The sequence below is a fragment of the Catellatospora chokoriensis genome, assembly GCF_011297315.1.
In the GTDB taxonomy this organism is placed as follows: Bacteria; Actinomycetota; Actinomycetes; order Mycobacteriales; family Micromonosporaceae; genus Catellatospora; species Catellatospora citrea.
Genome location: NZ_JAAOTI010000005.1, coordinates 77742 through 98899 on the forward strand (window position 1 = coordinate 77742; position 21158 = coordinate 98899).

The window sequence follows — 21158 nt, forward strand, 5'->3', positions numbered from 1 at the left end:
GCGTCTATTCGCAGGCCACAGCTGTCGATGCGTCTCAGTTAAGAGTCTTGCCAATTACGGAAATGCACTTTACGGTAGCGTCCGAATCAATCGCATTCGGACGGCGGGGGAAAGCGCATGCCCGAGCCCGAGCAAGGCCCGCTGACGGCGGCCCAGGAGCGACTGTGGTTCCTGGACCGGCTCGACCCCGGCGACGCCGCGTACCACATCTCGACGACCAGCCGCCTGCGCGGCGAGCTGGACCGCGAGCTGCTGGCGCGGGCGTTCGACGACGCGACCCGCCGGCACGAGAGCCTGCGCACCCGCTTCGGCGACCACGACGGCGTGCCGTACCAGGAGATCCAAGCGCCCCGGTCGACGCCGATCGAGTACGCCGACCTCACCGGCGAGCTCGACCCGCAGGCCACGGCACGACGGCGGGTCGAGGAACTGCTGGCCAGGCCGTTCGACCTGGCGACGGGCCACCTGATCCGGGTCGGCCTGCTGCGGCTGGCCGCCGACGAGCACGTGCTGTGCATGGTGGTGCACCACATCGTCGGCGACGGCTGGTCGATGAACCTGCTCTACCGGCAGGTCACCGAGTCCTACCGCGGCATCGAGCCGACCCCGCCCGCGGTGCGCCACCTCGACCACGCCCGCGACCGGCGCACCGCCGACACCTCGGCGCTCGACTTCTGGACCGGTGTGCTCGCCGACCCGCCGACTCTGGACCTGCCGCTGGACCGCCCCCGCCCCCCGGTGCGCACCTCGAACGGCGGCGTGGTGCTGCGCGAGTTCCCGGGCGAGGTCCAGCAGGCCGTGCAGACCGCCGCCCGGCAGCTGCGCTGCACCCCGTTCATGCTGCTGGTGACGCTGTACGAGCTGACCCTGGCGCAGTTCGCCGGGCAGGACGACCTCTGCGTCGGGACCCCGGTCGCAGGGCGGGACGACGTCGCCCTGGAAGCGGTCTTCGGCTACTTCAGCGGCATGCTGGTGCTGCGCGCCGACCTGTCCGGCGACGTGAGCTTCCGCGACCTGGTGCTGCGCACCCGCAGGTCGTTCATGGAGGCGTTCGCGCACCCGGACATCCCGTTCGAGGACCTCACCGCGTGGCTGCACCTGCCCCGCGACCTCAGCCGCAACGCGCTCTTCCAGGCGACCTTCACCCTGCACACCACGATGAACATCTCGGCGACGGCGACCGAGGGCTTCGGCGGCCTGGCCGCGGAGGCGTTCGACCCGGGCGCGCCGCACGTCAAGACCGACGTCGCGATGGACGTGCAGACCAGCGTGGACGCGATGGACGTGGTGCTGACGTACAACAGCGACCTGTTCGACGCCGCGACCGCGCACGCGCTCGCCGACCGGTTCACCGCCCTGCTGCACGCCGTGCTCGCCGACCCCGACCTGCGGGTGCGCGAGCTGCCGCTGGTCGACGACGACACCCGGGCCGAGCTGCTGCGCCTTGCCACCGGCCCCGAGCCGATGCAGGTCGAGCCGCTGCTGTCGCGGATCGAACGCACCGTCGCGGCCACGCCCGACGCGATCGCCCTGATCAGCGGCGGAACACAAGTGTCCTATCGCGACCTGTGGACGCGGTCCGGTGAGCTGGCCGACGCGCTGCGTGCCGCCGGGGTCGCCCCGGGCGGCCTGGTCGGGGTCAGCGTGCCGCGCGGGCCGGACCTGGTCGCGTCGCTGCTGGCGGTGTGGCGGGCCGGGGCCGGTTACGTGCCGCTCGATCCGCGGCTGCCGCAGGTGCGCCGGGCGGAGATGACCGCGCAGGCCGCGCTCGCCGCGGTGCTCACCCCGCAGGGCGTCGCGCCGGGAGCGCCCGTCCCGGCCGCCGCACCCGGCGCGGCATACGTGCTGTTCACCTCCGGATCCACGGGTACGCCCAAAGCCGTGCTCGTCGGCCGCGCGGCCCTCGACGACCGCACCGCGTGGATGGCCGACGCCTACGCCCTGACCGCCGCCGACCGGGTCGTGCAGTTCGCGGGCGTCGGGTTCGACACCCATGCCGAGGAGATCTGGCCGACCCTGGCCACCGGCGGCACCCTGGTGCTGCTGCCCGACGGCCCGCAGTCGCTGCCCGAGCTGCTCGCCGCCGACCCCGGGATCACCGTGCTCGACCTGCCCACCGCCTACTGGCAGGCGCTGCTGGACGTGGTCCCCGCCTGGCCCGCCGCGCTGCGCCTGGTCATCCTCGGCGGCGAGCAGGTCGACGCCGCCGCCGTGGCCGCCTGGCGCGACCGGCACGGCGACCGGATCCGCCTGGTCAACACGTACGGCCCGACCGAGGCGACGATCATCGCGACCGCCGCCGACCTCGGCCCCGCAGACACGGCACGCCGCCCGCCGATCGGCCGCCCGCTGGCCGGGGTGCGCGCCTACGTGCTCGACACGGCCGGCCGCCTCGTGCCCCCGGGCGCGGCCGGCGAGCTGTGCCTGGCCGGGGCCGGGCTGGCCGACGGCTACCTGGGCCGACCCGACCTCACCGCCGAGCGTTTCGTGCCCGACCCGTACGGGCCGGGCCTGATGTACCGCACCGGCGACCGGGTCCGGATGCTGCGCGGCGAAGGCACGCTGGAGTTCCTCGGGCGCGTCGATCGGCAGCTCAAGGTGCGCGGCGTACGCGTCGAGCCCGGCGAGGTCGAAGCCGTCCTCACCGGACACCCGCAGGTCGGGCAGGCGGCCGTGACCGCGGTCGGCGACACCCTGGTCGGTTACGTCACCGGCGACGCGGGCGCGGACGAGGTGCGCGCGCACGCCGCGTCGCGGCTGCCCGCACTGCTGGTGCCGAGCGTGATCGTGGTGCTGCCCGAGTTGCCGCTGACCCGCAACGGCAAGGTCGACCTGCGGGCGCTGCCCCCGGTGACCGTCGGCGACGAGGTCCACGCCGCCTACGTCGCACCGCGCACCGACGCCGAGGCGCTTGTCGCCGGGATCTTCACCGAACTGCTGCCGGTGGACCGGGTCGGCGCGGGCGACGACTTCTTCGCCCTGGGCGGCCATTCGCTGCTGGCCACCCGCGTGATCGCCCGGCTGCGGGCCGCCGTCGACCTGGACCTGCCCATCCGGGCGCTGTTCGACCGGCCCACCGTCGCCGGGTTCGCCACCGCCGTCGAGGAGGCGCTCATCGCCGAGATCGACCGGCTCACCGAGGAGGAGGCCGCGGCGCAGCTCGCGGCCGCCGGACAGGGAGCGCCGTGACCGACATCGCCGAGAACCCGCAGGCGGTCGCGCTGTCGGCGACGAAGCGCTCGCTGCTGGCCGCGCGCCTGAGGCAGAGCGCCGCCGCCCCGGCCGCGATCACGCCCCGTGCCGCGGGCACGCCGGTGCCGCTGTCGCACGCCCAGGAGCGGCTGTGGTTCATGGAGCAGTTCGCGCCGGGCACGGCGGCCTACACGATCCCGGTGGTGCTGCGGGTGCGCGGCCCGCTGGACCCGGCGGTGCTGCGCGCCGCGCTGAACGCGGTCGCGGCTCGGCACGAGAGCCTGCGCATGCGCTTCGGCGCGACCGCCGACGGCGAGCCGGTGCTGCACCTCGACGACACCGTCGACCTCGACCTGGCGGTGCTCGACGCAGCCGGTGACGACGCCGCGGCGCGCGAGGAGCTCGTGCACCGCGCCGTCCAGCAGCGCCTGGCCGAGCCGTTCGACCTGGCCACCGGCCCGCTGCTGCGTGCCGCCGTGTTCCGCCTCGGCGCCGACGAGCACGTGCTGATGCTGGCGGTGCATCACATCGTCTGTGACGGCTGGTCGGTGGACGTGCTGGTCGGGGAGCTGGTCGCGCTGTACGACGCGCTCGCCACCGGCACGCCGGACACGCTGCCACCGCTGGCCGCGCAGTACGGCGACTTCGCGGTCTGGCAGCGGGCCCGGGTCGCCGACGGCGCGCACGAGCGGGACGTGGCGTTCTGGAAGGAGCGGCTGGCCGGGGTGCCCCCGCTGGACCTGCCGACGGACTCGCCGCGCCCGGTCGAGCAGACGTTCGCCGGTGCGGCACACGGCGTGACACTGGACGGCGAGCTGGTCGGGGCGTTGCAGCGGCTGGCCCGCGAGCACGGCGCGACGCTGTACATGACGCTGCTGGCGGCGTACGCGGCGGTGCTGGCCCGGCACGCCCGTGCCGACGACTTCGCGATCGGCTCGCCCCAGGCCGGGCGCACCCACGCCGAGCTGGAGCCGCTCATCGGCATGTTCGTCAACATGCTCGTCACCCGCATCGACGCGGCCGGCGACCCCACGTTCGCGCAGCTGCTGGGCCGGGTCCGGGAGGCCACCCTGGACGGCTACGCCCACCAGGACCTGTCCTTCGAGCAGCTGATCACCGAGCTGAACGTGGTCCGCGACGTCGGCCGCTCGGCGGTGTTCCAGGTGGTGTTCGCGCTGCAGAACTACACCGCGCCGGGCCGGGCCTCGGCGACGGGGCTGAGCGTGTCGCCGTTCGGCTCCCGGGCCGTGGCGACCCGGTTCGACCTGGAGCTGTCGCTGCTGGAGGGCGCGGACGGGCTGTGGGGGTCGTTCACGTACAACACCGACCTGTTCAGCGCCGACACCGTCGCCCGCCTGGCGGGCAGCTTCGAGCAGCTGCTCGGCGCGGTCGTCGCCGACCCGCACCGGCCGCTGAGCCGCCTGTCGAGCGTCACCGGCGCGGCCCGCGAGCAGGTGCTGACCGGCTGGAACGACACGGCCGCCGCGTTCCCCGACACCGCCACGCTGCACGGGCTGATCCAGCGGCAGGCTGCGGACACCCCGCACGCCCCGGCGCTGACCTTCGAAGGCGACACCCTCACCTACGCGCAGCTGCTGAGCCGGGCCAACCGCATCGCGCACCGGCTACGCGAGCACGGCGCGGGACCGGGCCGGCTGGTCGCGGTGTGCGCCGAGCGCAGCCACGACCTCGTGGCCGGGCTGCTCGGCGTGCTGATCTCCGGTGCGGCGTACCTGCCGCTGGACCCGGAGTATCCGGCCGAGCGGCTGGCGTTCATGCTCGACGACGCCGACGTGGCCGCCGTGCTCACCGCGGGGGACGCCCGCACGGTGTTGCCGGACACGGACCGTCCCGTGCTCGCTCTCGACGACGCGGCCACCTGGGACGGCGTGCCCGAGACCGCGCCCGAGCCGCTCGCCGGGGCGGACGACGTCGCCTACGCCATCTACACCTCCGGCTCCACCGGCCGCCCGAAGGGCGTGCTCAACGGGCATCGCGGCATCGTCAACCGGCTGCACTGGATGCAGCGCCGCTACGGCCTGTCCGCCGCCGACACGGTGCTGCAGAAGACCCCGGCCGGGTTCGACGTGTCGGTGTGGGAGTTCTTCTGGCCGCTGCTGGCCGGCGCGCGGCTGGTGCTGGCCCGCCCCGGCGGCCACAAGGACGCGGCCTACCTGCGGGACCTGATCGTCGCCGAGGGCGTGACGACGCTGCACTTCGTGCCGTCGATGCTGGGCATGTTCCTGGCCGAGTCCGACGTGGACCGGTGCGGCTCGCTGCGGCTCATCGTGTGCAGCGGCGAGGAGCTGCCCGTCGACCTGGCGCTGCGTACGCTGGCCGCGCTGCCCGCCGCCGAGCTGCACAACCTGTACGGCCCGACCGAGGCCGCGATCGACGTCACCGCGTACCACTGCACGCCGCAGCACCTGGCCGGGCTGGCCCGGGTGCCGATCGGCGCGCCGATCGACAACATGGCCGTGTACGTCCTCGACGAGCACGGCGAGCCGCTGCCCGTCGGGGTGCCCGGTGAGCTGCACCTGGCCGGTGTCGGCCTGGCGCACGGCTACCTGAACCGGCCCGAGCTGACCGCGGAGAAGTTCGTCACCGGCCTGTCCGGGCAGCGCCTCTACCGCACCGGTGACCTGGCCCGGTGGCGGCCCGACGGCACGATCGACTTCCTCGGCCGGATCGACGGCCAGGTCAAGCTGCGCGGCCTGCGCATCGAGCTGGGCGAAATCGAAGCGGCGCTACGCGACCAGCACGGCGTCCGCGAGGCGGCCGTTGTGGTCCGCGAGGACTCGCCCGGCGACAAGCGCCTCGCCGCCTACCTGGTCGTGGCGGCCGAACCGGACACCGCCGAGCTGCGGGCGGCCCTCAAGCGGCGGCTGCCCGACTACATGGTGCCCACCGCATATGTCGTGCTCGACGCGCTGCCGCTGAGCCCGAGCGGCAAGCTGGACCGCCGGTCGCTCCCCGCGCCGCAGCGCGGCCGGGACGCCAACGCGGCGTTCGAGGCCCCGGTGACGCCAACCGAGGTCACCGTCGCCGGGATCTGGGCCGAGGTGCTCGACGTGCCGCGGGTCGGCCGCGACGACGACTTCTTCGACCTCGGCGGGCACTCGCTGCTGGCCACCCAGGTCATCGCGAAGCTGCGCCGGGCGGTCGGTGCGGGCGTGTCCGTGATGGACCTGTTCAAGAACCGCACGGTACGCGAACTCGCCCAGCTCATCGACGTGCCCGAGGACCAGCGCGGCCCCCGGGCACTGGTGCACGAGCTGACCCGCCCGGTGCCGCCCGCGCAGCTGGTGCGCAGCCTCGTCTGCGTGCCCTACGGCGGCGGCAGCGCGGTCGTGTACCAGCCGCTGGCCGACGCGCTGCCCGCCGGGCACCGGCTGTTCTCGGTCGCCATCCCCGGCCACGACATCGGCCTCGACGAGGCGGCGCTGCCCTTCGACGAGCTGGCCGAACGCTGCACCGTAGAGATCCTGGAGAAGGTCGCGGGACCGGTCGCGCTGTACGGCCACTGCGGCGTCGGCTCCGCGCTGACCGTCGAGATCGCCCGGCGGCTCGAACAGCGCGGACGCGAGCTGGACGCGGTCTACATCGGCGCGATCTTCCCGTTCGCCCGGCCGCAGAGCAGGGTGTGGATGGCCCTGTCGCGGGTCACGAAGATGGAGTCGCTGCGCTCGGACAAGGCGTACGCCAACTGGCTGACCTCGATGGGCGTCGACATGAGCGACATCGAGCCCGGCCAGGCCCGCCAGATCATCCGCAACATGCGCAAGGACTCCGACAGCGCCGAGGAGTACTTCACCGAGCTGATGCACAGCGGCGCGGAACGGCTGCGCGCCCCGATCATCGCGGTGGCGGGCGAACGCGACCCGGCGACCGAGTTCTACCCCGAACGCTTCAAGGAGTGGCACTTCCTCACCGACCGGGCCGCGGTCGTCGTGCTCGACGAGGCCGGGCACTTCTTCCTCAAGTGGCGGGCCGGCGAGCTGGCCGAGATCGTCACCACGGTCGACCCCGCGGTCACCGCCGCGCGGCCGCGGCCGCTGACCCGCCCGGAACGCGGCGAGCGGGCAAGCTGGTGGCTGCACGACACCTCGCAGGCGGGCGGCCGCGTCGTCACCGCCGGGCCGCAGCCCAGCATGGGCCGCTTCCTAGCGGTCGCGTTCGCGCAGCTCATCTCCATTCTCGGCTCGACGCTGACCGACGTGGCGCTGCCGCTGTGGGTGCTGCAGCAGACCGGGTCGCTGCTGGACTTCTCGCTGCTGGCGGTCGCCGGGCTGGTGCCCGGTCTGATCGTGCTGCCGGTGGCCGGGGCGATCGTCGACCGGTACAGCAGACGGGCCGTCATGCTCTGCGGCGACGTCGGTGCGGGCGGCACCCAGCTCGTCCTGGGCCTGCTGCTGTGGACCGGATCGCTGCAGGTGTGGCACATCTACCCGCTGATCGTGTTGCTGTCGGTGTCGCTGACGTTCCAGCGGCTGGCCTACGGCTCGGCCATCCCGCAGCTGGTGCCCAAGCAGTACCTCGGCCACGCCAACGGCGTCGTGCAGATGATCGGCGGCGTCGCCACCATCATGATGCCGATGCTGTCGGTGGCGCTGCTCGCCGTGATCGACCTCGGCGGCATCCTGATCATCGACGTGCTCAGCTACGCCGCCGCGATCACCATCGTGCTGCTGGTGCGCTTCCCGCGCACGCTGGCCTGGCGGCGGCGGGAGAGCCTCGGCGCGGAGATCCGCGAAGGGTTCCGCTTCTCGTGGGGCAACCGGGGATTCCGGGCGATGCTCGGGTTCTTCATGGCGCTCAACGTGTTCCTGTCGCCGCTGTTCCTGATGATGACGCCGCTGGTGCTCGCGTTCGCGGGGCTCGACCAGGTGGCGCAGGTGTCGGTGGCGGGCGGCGTCGGGGCGTTCCTCGGCGGCCTCGCGATGAGTGTCTGGGGCGGCCCGCGGCACCGGCGGCTGTTCACCGTACTGTGCTGCACCCTCGTGCTGGCGGTGTTCTGCCTCGTCATCGGGCTGCGGCCGACGCTGTGGGTGATCGCGGTCGGCTCGTTCGGCATCTCGATGTGGCTGGTGCTGCTCAACGGCGTCTACACCACGATCGTGCAGGTCAAGGTGCCGCAGCGGTTCCACGGCCGGGTGTTCGCGATCAACACGGTGATCGCCTGGTCGACGCTGCCGATCGGCTGGACCCTGGTCGGCCCGGTCGGTTCCAGCATGCTGGAACCGCTGATGGCCGACGGCGGCGCGCTCGCGAGCACGGTCGGGCGGGTCATCGGCACCGGCGAGGGCCGCGGCATCGGCCTGCTCTACCTCATCCTCGCGCTCTGCATCGCGGCCGTGGTGCTGGTGTCCATGCGGATTCCGCGCATCGCCCGCTTCGACGACGAGGTCCCCGACGCCCGCCCCGACGACCAGGTCGGCCTGGAGCTGCTGCGCAGCCGCCACGAGCAGCAGGACGACCGCCCGGTCGACGCAGGACGGACGCAGGATCGCGAGAAGGTGCCGGCGTGAGCGCCCTGGCGGCCGCGCGGGCCGCCCGTGCCGCGGGCCGGGTCGCGCTGACCGTGCCGCAGTTGCTGGCGGCGCGGGCCGCCAAGCAGCCGGAACACGTGGCAGTCACGCAGGGCTCGGGCACGCTCGACCTGGCCGCGTGGCAGCGGCGCACCCAGGCCGTCGCGGCCGGGCTGCGGGCGGCGGGGATCCGGCCCGGCGACCGGGTCGCGCTCGTGTACGGGGCCCGCGACTGGATCGCCTACGCGGCCGCGTACACCGGTGTGCTCGCGGCCGGGGCCGTCGCGGTGCCGCTGTCGACCCGCAACGCCGCCGCCGAACTGGACTTCATGCTGCGGCACAGCGGCGCTGCCGCGGTGCTGCACGGTCCCGACGGGGTGGTGCCCGCAGTGCCGATCCCGCTGGTCTGGGACCCGGCCGTGGTCGCCGCGCTGCCCGACGCCGAGCCGCTGCCCGGCCCCGGCCCGGCCGACCCGGCGCAGATCCTCTACACCTCCGGCACCACCGGGCGGCCCAAGGGCGTCACCGCCGTGCACGCCAACCTCACCCACGGCTGCCGCCTCGACCCGCCCCTGCGCCGGCTCGCCCACTCGCGGCAGTTCCTGCACGCGTTCCCGATCGGCACCAACGCGGGGCAGACGATGCTGCTCAACGCGCTGGACGCGCACGCCGGGATGCTGGCCACGGCCCGGTTCGCGGCCGCGCACTTCGCCCGGCTCATCGCCACCCACCAGGTGGGCAGCGTGTTCGTGGTGCCGGCGATGGCGATCGAGCTGCTGCACTCCGGGGCGCTGGCCGAGCACGACACGTCCTGCGTGAGGCTGTTCGGCTCCACAGCCGCCGCGCTGCCGCCCGCGATCGCGGCCGGGCTGGCCGCCGCGCTGCCACAGGCCACCATCGTCAACTACTACACCTCTACCGAGGCGGCGCCGACGCAGACCAGCATGGTCTTCCATCCCGACCGGCCCGGCGCGCTGGGCAAGGCCACCGGCGGTGGGGAGCTGCGCATCCTCGCCGTCGACGGCACGCCGTGCCCGCCGGACACGGTCGGCGAGGTGTGGCTGCGCGCCGCGGGCGCGGCCCGGTCCTACCACGACGATCCCGACGCGACCCGGCAGGTGTTCCGCGACGGCTGGACCCGCATGGGCGACGTCGGCCGCCTTGACGCCGACGGCTACCTGTACCTCGCCGACCGGGAGAGCGACGTCATCAAGAGCGGCGCGGACAAGGTGTCCACGGTCGCCGTGGAGGCCGCCCTGCACGAGCACCCCGACATCGCCGACGCGGCGGTGCTGGGCCTGCCCGACCCGGTGCTGGGCAGCGTACCCGCCGCGGTGCTGGTGGCCGCCCGGCCGCTGACCCTGGCCGAGATGCGGGCCTTCCTCACGAGCCGGCTGGCCGCACACGAGCAGCCCAGCCGCCTCGCGCACGTCACCGCACTACCCCGCAACGCCGGGGGCAAAGTCGTCAAGCACCAGCTCCGGGCGTTGTTCGACCGGCCCGACCAGGAGGGGACCCCATGACCCAGGCACTCGACGGCGTACCCGTCACCCTCGCCCAGCAGGGCATCTGGTTCACCGAACGGGTCGGTGACACCGGGCCGGCATACCGGCTGGCCGTCGCGGTGACCCTGCCCGGCGCGGCCGAGCCGCAGCGGCTGGAGAAGGCCTGGGCCGAGGTCGTCGCCAGGCACCCGGCACTGGCCGTCGCGGTGTCCGACGCGGACGGCGAACCGCTGCTGCGGCCCGTGCCGCCCGCGCCTGTCGTGTTCCGCGACATCGCCGGGCTCGCGGCTGCCACCACGCCCGAACCGGCCCAGCTGCTCGACCTGGCCGTCACGCAGGAGCTGAGCCGGCCGTTCGACCTGGCCACCGGGCCGCTGGCCCGATGCGTGGCGCTGCCCGCCGAGGGCCGCACGGTGGTGCTCGTCGTCGCGCACCACCTGGTCTTCGACGGCGCGTCCAAGGATGTGCTGGTCGCGGATCTGCTCGCGGCATACGGCGGCCGCCCGCTGCCCTCGGGTTCGCTGACCGGGCTCGGCGCCGCCGCCCGCGCCCAGTCGGCGCGGATCGCGCAGGCCACCCCGGCCGCGCGGGAGTTCTGGTCGACGCGTCCCGCACCCGCCGACGACGTCGTGCTGCCGTACGCCGCGGGCGTGCCGACCGCCGCCGAACCCGACGTGCGGGTGCCGTTCACGCTCGGCCGCGACCTCGACACCGCGCTCACCGCGGCGGCGGACGGGCTGGGCCTGACCCGGTTCGAGCTGGTGCTGGCCGCCGTGCACGCGGTGCTGGCCCGCTACGACAATGCCACCACGGCGGTCGCCGTCGACCTGACCACCCGCACCCCGGAGCTCGCGGGCGAGATCGGCATGTGGGTCAACGAGCTGCCCGTCACCGTCGCCGCCGACCTGGCCCGGCCCTGGGCCGACCACGCCCGCGCGGTGCGTGCCGAGGCCCGCGCCGTGTACGCCCACCGCGAGGTCCCCCTCGGCCGGGCCCTGCCCGGTCTGCCGCCCCGGCTCGCGTTCGCGCCCGTGTCGATCAGCTACCGCCGCCGCGCCGCAACGGCCGCCGAGGTGGACTGGCTGCTCACCCCGCCGGTGGTCCGCACCGCGCTGCACCTGCACCTGGTCGACTCCGCCGACGGCCTCACCGGCTCGGTGCACGTGCCCGCCCGCCACGCGGCGGCCGCCGACCGGATCGCCGGTCACCTGCGTACCCTGCTGGCCGCGGCGCTGGCCGCCCCACAGACCCGGCTCGGCGACCTGGCCCTGCTCACCGCGGCCGAGCAGGCCGAACTGGCCGCGGGCAACGCCACCGCCCGGCCGCGCCGCGCCGCGACCGTGCTCGACCTGGTCCGCGAGCAGGCCGCACGCACTCCCGACACGCTCGCGGTCACCGGCCCGGACGGCGCGCTGACCTACCGCGAGCTGGTCGACGCGGCCCACCGCATCGGCAACGGGCTGCGCTCGCGGGGCGTCACCGACGGCGACCTGGTCGGCCTGTGCGCCCGGCGGGGCGCCGAACTGGTCGCCGGGGTGCTCGGCATCCTCGCCGCCGGTGCGGCGTACCTGCCGCTGGACCCGGCGTATCCGGTGGCGCGGCTGGAGTTCATCGTGGCCGACGCGGGCGCGAAGGTGATCCTCGGGCACACCGGTGGGCCGCTGGACGTGCTGGCGCTGGACGGCCTGGCCGCGTTCGCCGGAGAGCCGGTCACCGCACCGGCCGCCGCAGCCGGCCCGGACGCGCTCGCTTACGCCATCTACACCTCGGGCTCGACCGGCCGCCCCAAGGGCGTCGAGATCGGACACGCCGCGCTGGCCAACCTGATCGCCGCGTTCGCCGAGCTGCTGGACGCGCGGCCGGAGCACCGCTGGCTCAACCTGACCTCGCTGTCGTTCGACATCAGCGGCCTGGAGCTGTTCCTGCCGCTGACCACCGGCGCGACTCTCGTCGTCGCATCCGACGCGGCCACCCGCGAGGGCGCGGCGCTGGACCGGCTCGTCCGCGACAGCGGCGTCACCCACGTGCAGGCCACCCCGTCGACCTGGCGGATGCTGCTCGACGCGGGCTTCGCCGGGGCGCCGGTCACCGCCCTGTGCGGCGGCGAGCCGCTGCCGCTACCGCTGGCCCAGCGCCTGCGGGCCCGGACCGACCGGCTCGTCAACGTGTACGGCCCGACGGAGACCACGATCTGGTCCACGGCCGCCGAGATCCCCGCCGACGCGCGGCGCGTCACCATCGGCGGCCCGCTGGCCAACACCACCCTGCACGTGCTCGACGCCGAGCTGCGCCCGCTGCCGCCCGGCGTGCCCGGCGAGCTGTGCATCGGCGGAGCGGGCCTGGCCCGCGGCTACCGCGACCGGCCCGAGCTGACCGCGGAACGCTTCGTGGCCGCGGCCGGGCAGCGCCTCTACCGCACCGGTGACCTGGTGCGGCTGGCCGCCGACGGGCAGGTCGAGTTCCTGGGGCGGATCGACGACCAGATCAAGCTGCGCGGGCACCGCATCGAGCTGGGCGAGATCGAGCAGACCCTGCTCGGCGCGCCCGGCGTCGGCCAGGCCGCGGTCGCGGTCCGCGGCTGCACGCTGGTCGCTTACCTGGTCGGCGCGGGCGAGGTCCCGGAGATCCGCCGCCACCTGGCGGGCAGCCTGCCCCGCTACATGATGCCCGGCCAGTACGTGTGGCTGGACCGGCTGCCGCTGACCCCCAACGGCAAGCTCGACCGCAAGGCGCTGCCCGAGCCGCCGGGACTTGCCGACGATCCGTCCGGCGCGGACGCGCTGCTCGCCGAGCCGGTCGAGGACCTGCTCGACGGCGTGGACGACCTGTCCGCCCTCGACGGCGCCTGCGCCGCCGCGCCGGAGACCGTCACGCCCGACGACGCCACTGAGCCCGGCCTGTCCGGCGACCTGGTCGCGGGCGTCACCGCGATCTGGCGGGAGGTGCTGCGGATCGAGGACATCGCCCCCGACGACACCCTGTTCGACCTGGGCGGGCATTCGTTGACGATCATGCAGATCACGGCGCGGATCCGCGACGCGTACGGCGTCGAGGTGCCCTTCGACGTCTTCTTCGACACCCCGACGGTCGAGGGCATCGCCGACTCGATCGCAGAACTCCGCGAGGAGCAGCCGTGACCGCGACCACGCTCGAAGCCGACCTCGCCGCGCTGGTCGCCCAGGCCAGCGAGGGCGGCATCACCGCCACCGACGCGCTCGCCGAGCAGGAGTCGCTGGGCCTGCTCGGCCTGACGTCGCTGGGGTTCCTGCGCCTCATCCACGCCGTCGAGCGCGGCTACGGCGTCGTGCTCGACCTCGACGACGACGTGTCGTTCATGGACACCGTCGCGAGCCTCGCCGCCCACCTGCGCGCCCAGGGCATCTGATGCAGGTCGTCATTCACGGGACGCCGGTCGCCGCCGGGCCGCTGACCTGGGGTCAGCACGCCATCTGGGCGGCGATCGGCCGGACCGCCCCGAACGACCACTACTTCAACCTGACCCGGGTGCTTACCCCACCGGAGCGCTGCCGCCCGCTGCCCGCCGCCGACGCGCTCGACCGGCTCGCCACGGCACTGAGCCGCCACCCGACGCTGCGGACCCGGATTGTCGCGGACTCGGCGGCCGGGTCTGGCGCTCCCGCTCGTGGCGCTGACCGGCCCGAGGCGAGCGCCCTCGACCTGCGCGCGGTCCCGACAGGGCCCGTCGTGTCCGGCGAGCCGGTTCGGCAGCAGATCCTCGCCGAGGTCCGGGTCGCGGTGCACACCGTGGAGGCGGCCGATGAGCCCGATGCCGACCGGGCCGCGGAAAGCCTCGCCGCAGCGTTGGCGAGCACCGCGTTCGCTTACGGGACCGAGCCGCCGGTGCGCGTCGGGCTGGTGCTCGTCGGCGGTGCGGTGGCCCGGGTCGTGCTGGCGCTGTGCCATCTGGCCACCGACGGCCTCGGGGCCGACATCCTGCTGCGCGACGTCCGGCTGGCGCTGCTGGGCCGGACCGGGCCGCCACCCGGCGACCCGCTCGCCGTCGCCGCCGAGGAGGCGTCGGCCCCCGGTCGCGCCCGCAGCGACGCCGTGATCGGCACCTGGACCGCCGCCTACCGGGCGCTGCCGCCCAGCATGTTCACCACCGAGCGCGCCGAACCGCAGCCGGTGCGCTGGTGGGTCGGCCGGCTGACCTCGCCGGCCCTGGGCCTGGCCTCGGCCGCGCTGGCCGCCCGGCATCGGACCAGCGTGTCGTCAGTGCTGCTGGCCGCCACCGCGGCGCTGGTCGCCGCGGACGGCGGTGGGGACCGGGCGGCGGTGCTGACCATCGTCGGCAACCGCTTCGACCCGGCCCGGCGGGACCTGGTCGCGACGCTGTCCCAGGAGGGCCTGTTCACCCTGGACACGGCTGCCGAGGACTTCGCCGGCCTGTTGCGGCCCGCGTGGCGGGAGAGCCTGCGGGCATACCGGTCCGGCAGCTACGACCAGGCCGCCCTCGACGAGGCCCTGGCCGCGGTGAGCGCGGAGCGCGGCACGACCGTGCACCCGATGTGCTGCTTCAACGACATGCGCCTGGTCGACCTGCCGCCGGGCGCCCCGCCGACGGCCGAGCAGGTCCGCGCCGCGCGGGCCGGTTCCGTGTTCGCGTGGGCACCGCCGCAGCCGCAGGTCGCCTGCCGGTTCTGCGCGCACGTGACCGCCGACGGGTCCGCGCTGACCTACCAGGTCACCGGCGACACCCGGTTCCTGCCGCCCACCCGACTGAAGTCGTTCGTGCTGGCCCTGGAGGACCTCGTGGTGTCGGCCGTGGACGGTCCCGCGCCGCCGGCCCGCCTCCGGTCGGCGGCGGTGGCGGGGTGAGGCTCACCGCGTACGCCGAAGCCTGCGCCGTCGACCCCGGCAAGACGCTCGGTTTCGTGGTCGGGGCCGGCGGCGGCCACCCGGCCGGGCAGGTCACCGTCGTGGACGTGCCGACCGGCCGGGTCATGGCCGGCGGCAGCGTCGACGGCCCGCACTGGTCCCTCGACGTGCCCGAGCACTGGCCCAGCTCGCTGTACCGGGCCGCGTTCCGCGGCGACGGCAGCACCGCCGCCGCGACGGTCGCCGACGGCCCCGACGCCGACGCGCACTTCGTGGTACGCGGCAGCGGCGACGCCGACGTGCTCGTGTCCGTGCCGTTCCTGACCTGGCAGGCCTACAACCGGGCGGGCGAGCCGGGGCAGGGCCTCTACTACGCCGAGGAGCCGACCCGGGCGGCCCGGGTCAGCTTCGACCGGCCCGGCGGGGGGCCGCCGCCGCAGGAGTGGGAGCACGGGCTGCTGCGCTGGCTGGCCGGCAGCGGCCACCGCGTGGCGTACTGCGCCAACCTTGATCTGCACGACCAGCCCGAGCTGCTGGCCCGGCACCGGCTGCTCGTCGTCAACGGGCACGACGAGTACTGGACCTGGGAGATGCGCGACCATGTCGAGGCGTACGTGCGCCGCGGCGGCAACCTGGCGATCTTCGCGGCGAACACCTGCTGGTGGCAGATCCGCCTCGAGGACGGCGGCCGCACCATGGTCTGCCACCGCGACGCCGTCACCGACCCGATGGCCGCCGCCGACCCGTCGCGGGTCACCGTCGAATGGTCCAGCGCCCCGGTCAACCGGCCCGAGAACGCGCTGACCGGCGTCAGCTACCGGCGCGGGGCGGGCACCTGGGGCGAGCACATGCCGAAGATGCGCGAGGAGGCCTACCGGGCCCGCTTCGCCGAGCACTGGGTGTTCGCGGGCACCGGCCTGCGCGACGGCGACGAGTTCGGCCGAGGCGCGCTCGGCTACGAGACCGACGCCGCCGACTTCACGGAGGTCGGCGGCGTGCCCCGGGTCACCGGCCGGGACGGCGCCCCGGCCGATTTCGTCATCCTGGCCACCGCCGACCTGCGGCACTGGCGGCACTACGGGCAGGGCGGCCACGCCACCATGGGCGTGCACCGGCTCGGCCAGGGCACTGTGTTCACCGCCGCGACCGTGAACTGGGGCAGCGCGCTCGGCGACCCGGTCGTGGACCGGATCACCCGCAACGTGTTCGACCGGCTCGGGCGGCCCGTGCCGGTCGACTTCGAGCTGATCGGACCGGCCGTGCCGGATGCGGTGCTGGCGGCCTGCGAGGGCCTGCTGTTCGCGGCGGCCGACGGCGTGCTGCGGGTACGCGAGCTGTGCGGGCAGAACCTGCCGTGGCGCGAGATCGACACCGCTCCGGACCTGGTCGCGCTGGGTTCGCCGCGGGAGGCGTACCGCGGCATGCCGTTGGGTCTGCTCGGGGTGACCCGCGACGGACAGGTGGTGTACCGCGACCCGGTGCCCGAGCGACGCGATTGGTCGGTGCTCGGTGACGCGCCCGCCGGGACCGTGGCGCTGGGCTGCGTCAACGCCACGTTCTTCGCGGTCGCGGACGGTGCGCTGTGGTCGCGCACCGCGGCGTCGCTGGCCGACCGCACCGGTTCGTGGCAGGTCGTCGACCAGGCCGCGGGCGTCGTCGCGCTGACCGGCCTGAGCAGCACCCTGTTCGCCGCGACCGCCGACCGGCTGCTGTCGCGCCCGCCCGTGGACGGCCCCGCCCCGTGGACGGACCTCGGCCCGGCCGCAGGCGTACGCTCGCTCACCGGCGCGGCCGGCTGGCTGGTCGCGGGGGGTGCGACCGTGCGTCGCCGCCCGGCCGTCAGTGCCGCGCAGGCCCGGCACAGTCGCCGCTGAAGACCACCCGACACTGGGGTCGTCCCTGGGCCATCGGGTACGCCATCCGGCCACACTGGACTGGCCGGGCGGTCGATGCGGCGCGCTGAGCTGCGCAGACGTGCTGATCGAAGGTTGCCGGGAGGACCGTCGGAATCACGACCGTCGACGGATGTGAACGACTGTCGGGTTCACACTCCTGCCATGACTCAGCGTGTGACATTCGGCGTGCCGGTGGAGGCACTGCAGGGGGCGCCCGGTTCCGGGGACCGCTTCGTGTACTCCTACCGCTACGCCGCTTTGAGCAACACCGGCAGCAACGGCCGACCCGTCCTCACCCGCGCGCAGTGGGTGTACCTGGCCAAGGCGGCCGGCCTCACCGGCGAGGCCACCGCCGAATGGGCCGAGTGGCACGGCGGCTCCGGCAAGACCGTCGTCGCCTCCGCCGTCGTCCCGCCCACGCGGGCGGACGGCCCGGAGGGTGAGGCGACCATGCGGATGCGCCTGGCCCACGGCGTGCCCGGCGTCGATCCGGCCGAGCCCGCCGTGCCGACCTCCCTGCTGAAACTGGCCAACCTGCTGCAGAAGGGCACCGCACCGATCATCGTCGGCCCGGGTGGCGGCACCGGCGGTACGGGCGGCACGGGCGGCACCGGCACGGGCGGCGGCACCGGCAGAGGCCCCACCACCCACGTTCCGCCCAAGGGCGACGGGTCCAGCACCGGCACCGTGCTGGACCGTACGCCTGAGCAGGTGCTGCTCGACCTGGCCCGGTCCGAGATCGGGCTGCTGTTCCTGGACCGCACCCGGCTGCGTCCGGCCGGTTTCGTGGTCGGCGAGCACCTGCACACCATGGGCCTGGCCCCGGCCGAGGAGGTGGTGCTGGAGCAGCGCTCGTTCGTGCAGCGCGACGTGTTCTCGGAGTCGAGTTCGGAGACCGAGGGCAACACCGAGAGCGAGACGTCGTCGTCATCGACGATCGACCATGCCGAGGTGATCGCGGGCTCGATGACCACCACCCGCACCGACGGCTTCACCGCGGGCGGCACGGTCGGCTTCGAGTACGGCATCAAGGCGCAGGTCAACGGCGGGGTGTCGGACACCACCACGGAGGCCGACAACGACACCCGCACCGACTCGGTCAAGGAGGTCGCCGCCCGCACCAGCAAGAACGTGGCGAAGCTGCGTGACGTGCACAAGACCGTGTTCCGGGTGTCGGAGTCCGACCGGTTCGAGCGCGCGGCCCGCCGCACGATCCGCAACCCCAACCAGTTCACCCCGATCGACCTGCACTTCTACAAGGTGCTGCAGCGGATCCGGTTCTCCCACGAGCGGTTCGGGGTCCGGTTGTGCTGGACGCCGTTCGTCCGGGACCCGGCCGGCGACTTCTACGCCGCCGAGACCGCGATGCGGGAGCAGCTGCTCAAGGCGGCGCGGGACTCGGTCCCGGCGGCGGTGCTGCCGCCGCAGCCGAACGTCGCCGAGGTGCCCGGTGCGCGCCTGGTCGGCCTGGACCCGCCGCTGACCGAGCTGAAGCAGTGGGGCGGCTGGCCGGGCAGCGACATGAGCGCCGACTACACCCTGCCCATCAACGTGCCGCACGGCATGAAGTGGGACGGCGACATCGCGACCCTGCAGGCCAGCCTGCGTTCGACGTTGACCGGCGCGTCGCGCGGGTACGCCGTGTACACCGTCGGCGATCCGTGGGAGGTCATGAACTCGGCGGGCGACCGGACCATCTTCCAGATGGTGCACTGCGGCGCGGGCTGGCGGCTGACCGGTTCGTCGCAGATCTGGGTGTCGCTGTCGGCCCGGGTCATCCCGGACGCCACGTCGCTCAGCCAGGCGCAGGCCGAGGCGGCCGCGGCCTGGGAGGCGCAGTGCGCCACCCTGATCGCGCAGCGGGCGGCGAAGGTCGCCACCGCCGAGGCCGTCGCGCTGGCCGAGTTCGAGGCGTGGCGCATCGCGCACCGGGCGAGCCTCAACCCGGCCCAGGAGCTGATGCGCCGGTTCATCAACGCGATGTTCCCCGCCGACGCCCGCGACGAGATCGCCGAGCTGGACGTCTGGGAGCAGGTCTTCGACTGGGAGCTGGCCGCGGCCCGCACCTACTCGGGCACCTGGAACGGCGACGGCAGCCTGCGCGACCCGGCCCGCCCGGCCGGCGACTTCGTCAACGCGTCCTGGGCGCGGCTGTTCCTGCCGGTGCGCACCGGCTACGAGGACATCGCGCTGCGCTGGATCTTCCTGCGCTCGCAGCAGGGCACCGGCCCGGCCGGCATCGAGGACCTGGTCCGCAAGGTGCTCAAGGAGCTGACCGACTGGCGGGTGACCAACCTCGGCGGGCCGAACGAGGTGGTGCTGACACCGGGCAACCCCTGCCCGGAGGTGGTGCAGCAGCACGTCTGCCTGGGCACCTGGTCGGAGGACCTGCCGACGGACGGGGTGCACACCGAGGTGACGCTCGCCGGGACGACCGCGGCGGACCCGTTCACCGAGAGCGTCGCCCAGGGCGAGGCCGACCGCACCGCCGCCTCGTCGGCCGTGCTGCTGGCGCAGGGCAAGGTCGGTGAGGCCGTGGCGGCCAGCGGTCTGACGTCGGTGGACGTGGCGGTGCACCTCACCGAGCCGCGGCCGTGACAGGCCTGTCCGGACAGCTCAGCGCCGCCGACCAGGCGGCGCTGGGCACGGGCCTGATCCAGGCGGTGACCGCGCAGGCGCCCCCGGTGGCCGGGGGCGACGGTGCGGCATACCTGCGGATGGTCAGCGCGCCCACGTATCCGATCCCGGCCACGGTCGGCTTCGTGGACGGCTTCGCCGAGGGCTTCCTGGAGGGCGCCGTCGCCTGGAAGCACGACCTGCAGGCGTTGTTCAAGCTGGTCGGGGTCGGCGTCACGGTGAGCCTGGCCGAGTTCTTCGTCCGCCCGATCGTCGAGGACGAGCCGCAGGGGCTGTCGCCGAAGGTGAAGGCGGAACTGGAGACGCTGCGCGCCATGCAGCGCATGGGTGCGGTGTTCCGCTGGCTGGACCAGGTCGGCCCGGTCGAGGCGGCCAAGGCGCTGCGCGACATCATCCCCGACGCCGAGGACGTCGCCACCATGATCGGCCGGGCCAGCCTGGAGTGGTGGTCGGAGCAGGTGCGCACCGCACCGGACGCCACCGCGTCCGGCCGCCACCTGGGCCGCCTGGTCGGCCGGATCGCGCTGGAGCTGATCCGAGCCTTCTGCGAGCCGGACAGCTTCGCCCTCGGCGAGGCGCTGGAGGTGTCCTACGACGAGGCGGAGGCGGCGCCGTGAGCAAAGTGGTGTCGCTGATCAAACTCGGGCACGGCACGAAGTTCGCCAAGAAGGTGAAGCGGCTCAGCCTGCAGATCTTCGGCAAGGAGGTGGCCCGGTACGAGATCCGGGCCGCGCCGCGGGCGCTGGCCGCCGCGGGAATGCGCGACCTGGAGCGGCTCGTCAAGGTGATCACCGGCGCGGTGGTGTCCGAGGCGCTGAAGCTCTACGACCGCTTTCTGTCCCGCTACCCGACCATCCTCACCGGAGTGGAGCGGGCCACCTTCGCCGACATCGTGGCCCAGGCGATGGGCCGCGGCGAGATGAGCCCGCAGTCGCTGCGCGGCCTGATCGTGGAGCGGCTGGCCCGGTCGATGCCGGAGCTGGAGGACATGGTGAAGGCGCTGGACAAGGTGCGGCTGCGGGCCTCGGAGAAGCTGGCCAAGAAGTGGGGCAAGGTGCAGCTGGTCGGCGGGGTCGCCGACGGCCAGGGCAAGCAGCTCGGTGACCTGCTGGTGGTCTCGGTGCACCCGGACGGCCGGGTCTGGGTGCTGGCCGTGTTCGAATCCAAGTCGATCTCCAACCTCGACGACCTGACCCGGCTCAAGGACCTGCCGGTGGGCCAGCACCTGTGGGACTACGTCCGGGCCAAGGCCCATGGGATGATCATCGACGGGCGGCATTTCAAGGCGGAGAAGGTGGTGCTGGAGCCGGTGCCGTTCCGGGCCCGCACCGGCACGTCGGCGGTGGTCGGGTCGAAGAGCGCGGCCGACCGGCTGGCCGAGATGAGCGGCTACTACACCCAGTTCATCGGGTTCGCGCCCAAGGAGATGTCGAACAACCAGGCGCTGCGCATCGCCGCCCAGGGCATCCAGCTCGAACTGTGGCGCTGGCCGTTCGACCTCAACGAGTACGACAAGTTCCAGAAGGCGCTGATCGACGCGCTGGACGCGAAGCTGAAGTAGG

General features: G+C 74.1%; 10 protein-coding genes. All 10 read left to right on the forward strand.

The features are described 5' to 3' along the window. Nucleotides 1-117 precede the first annotated feature (117 nt). The 10 genes from HAV39_RS09630 to HAV39_RS09675 all read left to right on the forward strand — a co-directional run bounded on the left by HAV39_RS09630 (nucleotide 118) and on the right by HAV39_RS09675 (nucleotide 21157). Nucleotides 118-3189 carry a condensation domain-containing protein gene (locus HAV39_RS09630; RefSeq protein ID WP_191838817.1) on the forward strand — a complete coding sequence of 1024 codons (3072 nt, stop codon included), beginning with the start codon at nucleotides 118-120 and terminating at the stop codon, nucleotides 3187-3189. Next, on the forward strand, nucleotides 3186-8720 hold the full coding sequence (locus HAV39_RS09635; protein ID WP_239120711.1) for a non-ribosomal peptide synthetase/MFS transporter: 5535 nt from the start codon (nucleotides 3186-3188) through the stop codon (nucleotides 8718-8720). Before HAV39_RS09630 ends, HAV39_RS09635 begins: the two co-directional genes overlap by 4 nt. Continuing rightward, nucleotides 8717-10243 carry a class I adenylate-forming enzyme family protein gene (locus HAV39_RS09640; protein WP_239120710.1) on the forward strand — a complete coding sequence of 509 codons (1527 nt, stop codon included), beginning with the start codon at nucleotides 8717-8719 and terminating at the stop codon, nucleotides 10241-10243. The genes HAV39_RS09635 and HAV39_RS09640 overlap by 4 nt, the downstream gene beginning before the upstream one ends. Continuing rightward, nucleotides 10240-13362 (forward strand): non-ribosomal peptide synthetase, encoded by a 3123-nt coding sequence (locus HAV39_RS09645; protein WP_191838818.1) that lies wholly within the window; start codon nucleotides 10240-10242, stop codon nucleotides 13360-13362. Before HAV39_RS09640 ends, HAV39_RS09645 begins: the two co-directional genes overlap by 4 nt. Next, on the forward strand, nucleotides 13359-13610 hold the full coding sequence (locus tag HAV39_RS09650) for a phosphopantetheine-binding protein (protein WP_191838819.1): 252 nt from the start codon (nucleotides 13359-13361) through the stop codon (nucleotides 13608-13610). Before HAV39_RS09645 ends, HAV39_RS09650 begins: the two co-directional genes overlap by 4 nt. Beyond that, on the forward strand, nucleotides 13610-15064 hold the full coding sequence (locus tag HAV39_RS09655) for a condensation domain-containing protein (protein ID WP_191838820.1): 1455 nt from the start codon (nucleotides 13610-13612) through the stop codon (nucleotides 15062-15064). The genes HAV39_RS09650 and HAV39_RS09655 overlap by 1 nt, the downstream gene beginning before the upstream one ends. Continuing rightward, entirely contained in the window at nucleotides 15061-16938 is a 1878-nt protein-coding gene (locus tag HAV39_RS09660) for a N,N-dimethylformamidase beta subunit family domain-containing protein (protein WP_191838821.1), read from the forward strand. Before HAV39_RS09655 ends, HAV39_RS09660 begins: the two co-directional genes overlap by 4 nt. A gap of 183 nt (nucleotides 16939-17121) precedes the next feature. Continuing rightward, complete coding sequence (locus tag HAV39_RS09665; RefSeq protein WP_191838822.1) at nucleotides 17122-19557, forward strand: hypothetical protein; 2436 nt, start codon at nucleotides 17122-17124, stop codon at nucleotides 19555-19557. Next, a complete protein-coding gene (locus HAV39_RS09670; RefSeq protein ID WP_191838823.1) occupies nucleotides 19554-20213 on the forward strand; it encodes a hypothetical protein in 660 nt (219 codons plus the stop codon). Before HAV39_RS09665 ends, HAV39_RS09670 begins: the two co-directional genes overlap by 4 nt. Then, nucleotides 20210-21157: a hypothetical protein gene (locus tag HAV39_RS09675; protein WP_191838824.1), complete on the forward strand. Its 948-nt coding sequence runs from the start codon at nucleotides 20210-20212 to the stop codon at nucleotides 21155-21157. The genes HAV39_RS09670 and HAV39_RS09675 overlap by 4 nt, the downstream gene beginning before the upstream one ends. Nucleotide 21158: the final 1 nt, after the last annotated feature.

What these genes read in the sequence shown, in the direction of transcription:
- HAV39_RS09630 (WP_191838817.1), top strand. Translation starts at nt 118, where the DNA reads ATGCCCGAGCCCGAGCAAGGCCCGCTGACGGCGGCCCAGGAGCGACTG.
- HAV39_RS09645 (WP_191838818.1), top strand. Translation starts at nt 10,240, where the DNA reads ATGACCCAGGCACTCGACGGCGTACCCGTCACCCTCGCCCAGCAGGGC.
- HAV39_RS09655 (WP_191838820.1), top strand. Translation starts at nt 13,610, where the DNA reads ATGCAGGTCGTCATTCACGGGACGCCGGTCGCCGCCGGGCCGCTGACC.
- HAV39_RS09665 (WP_191838822.1), top strand. Translation starts at nt 17,122, where the DNA reads ATGACTCAGCGTGTGACATTCGGCGTGCCGGTGGAGGCACTGCAGGGG.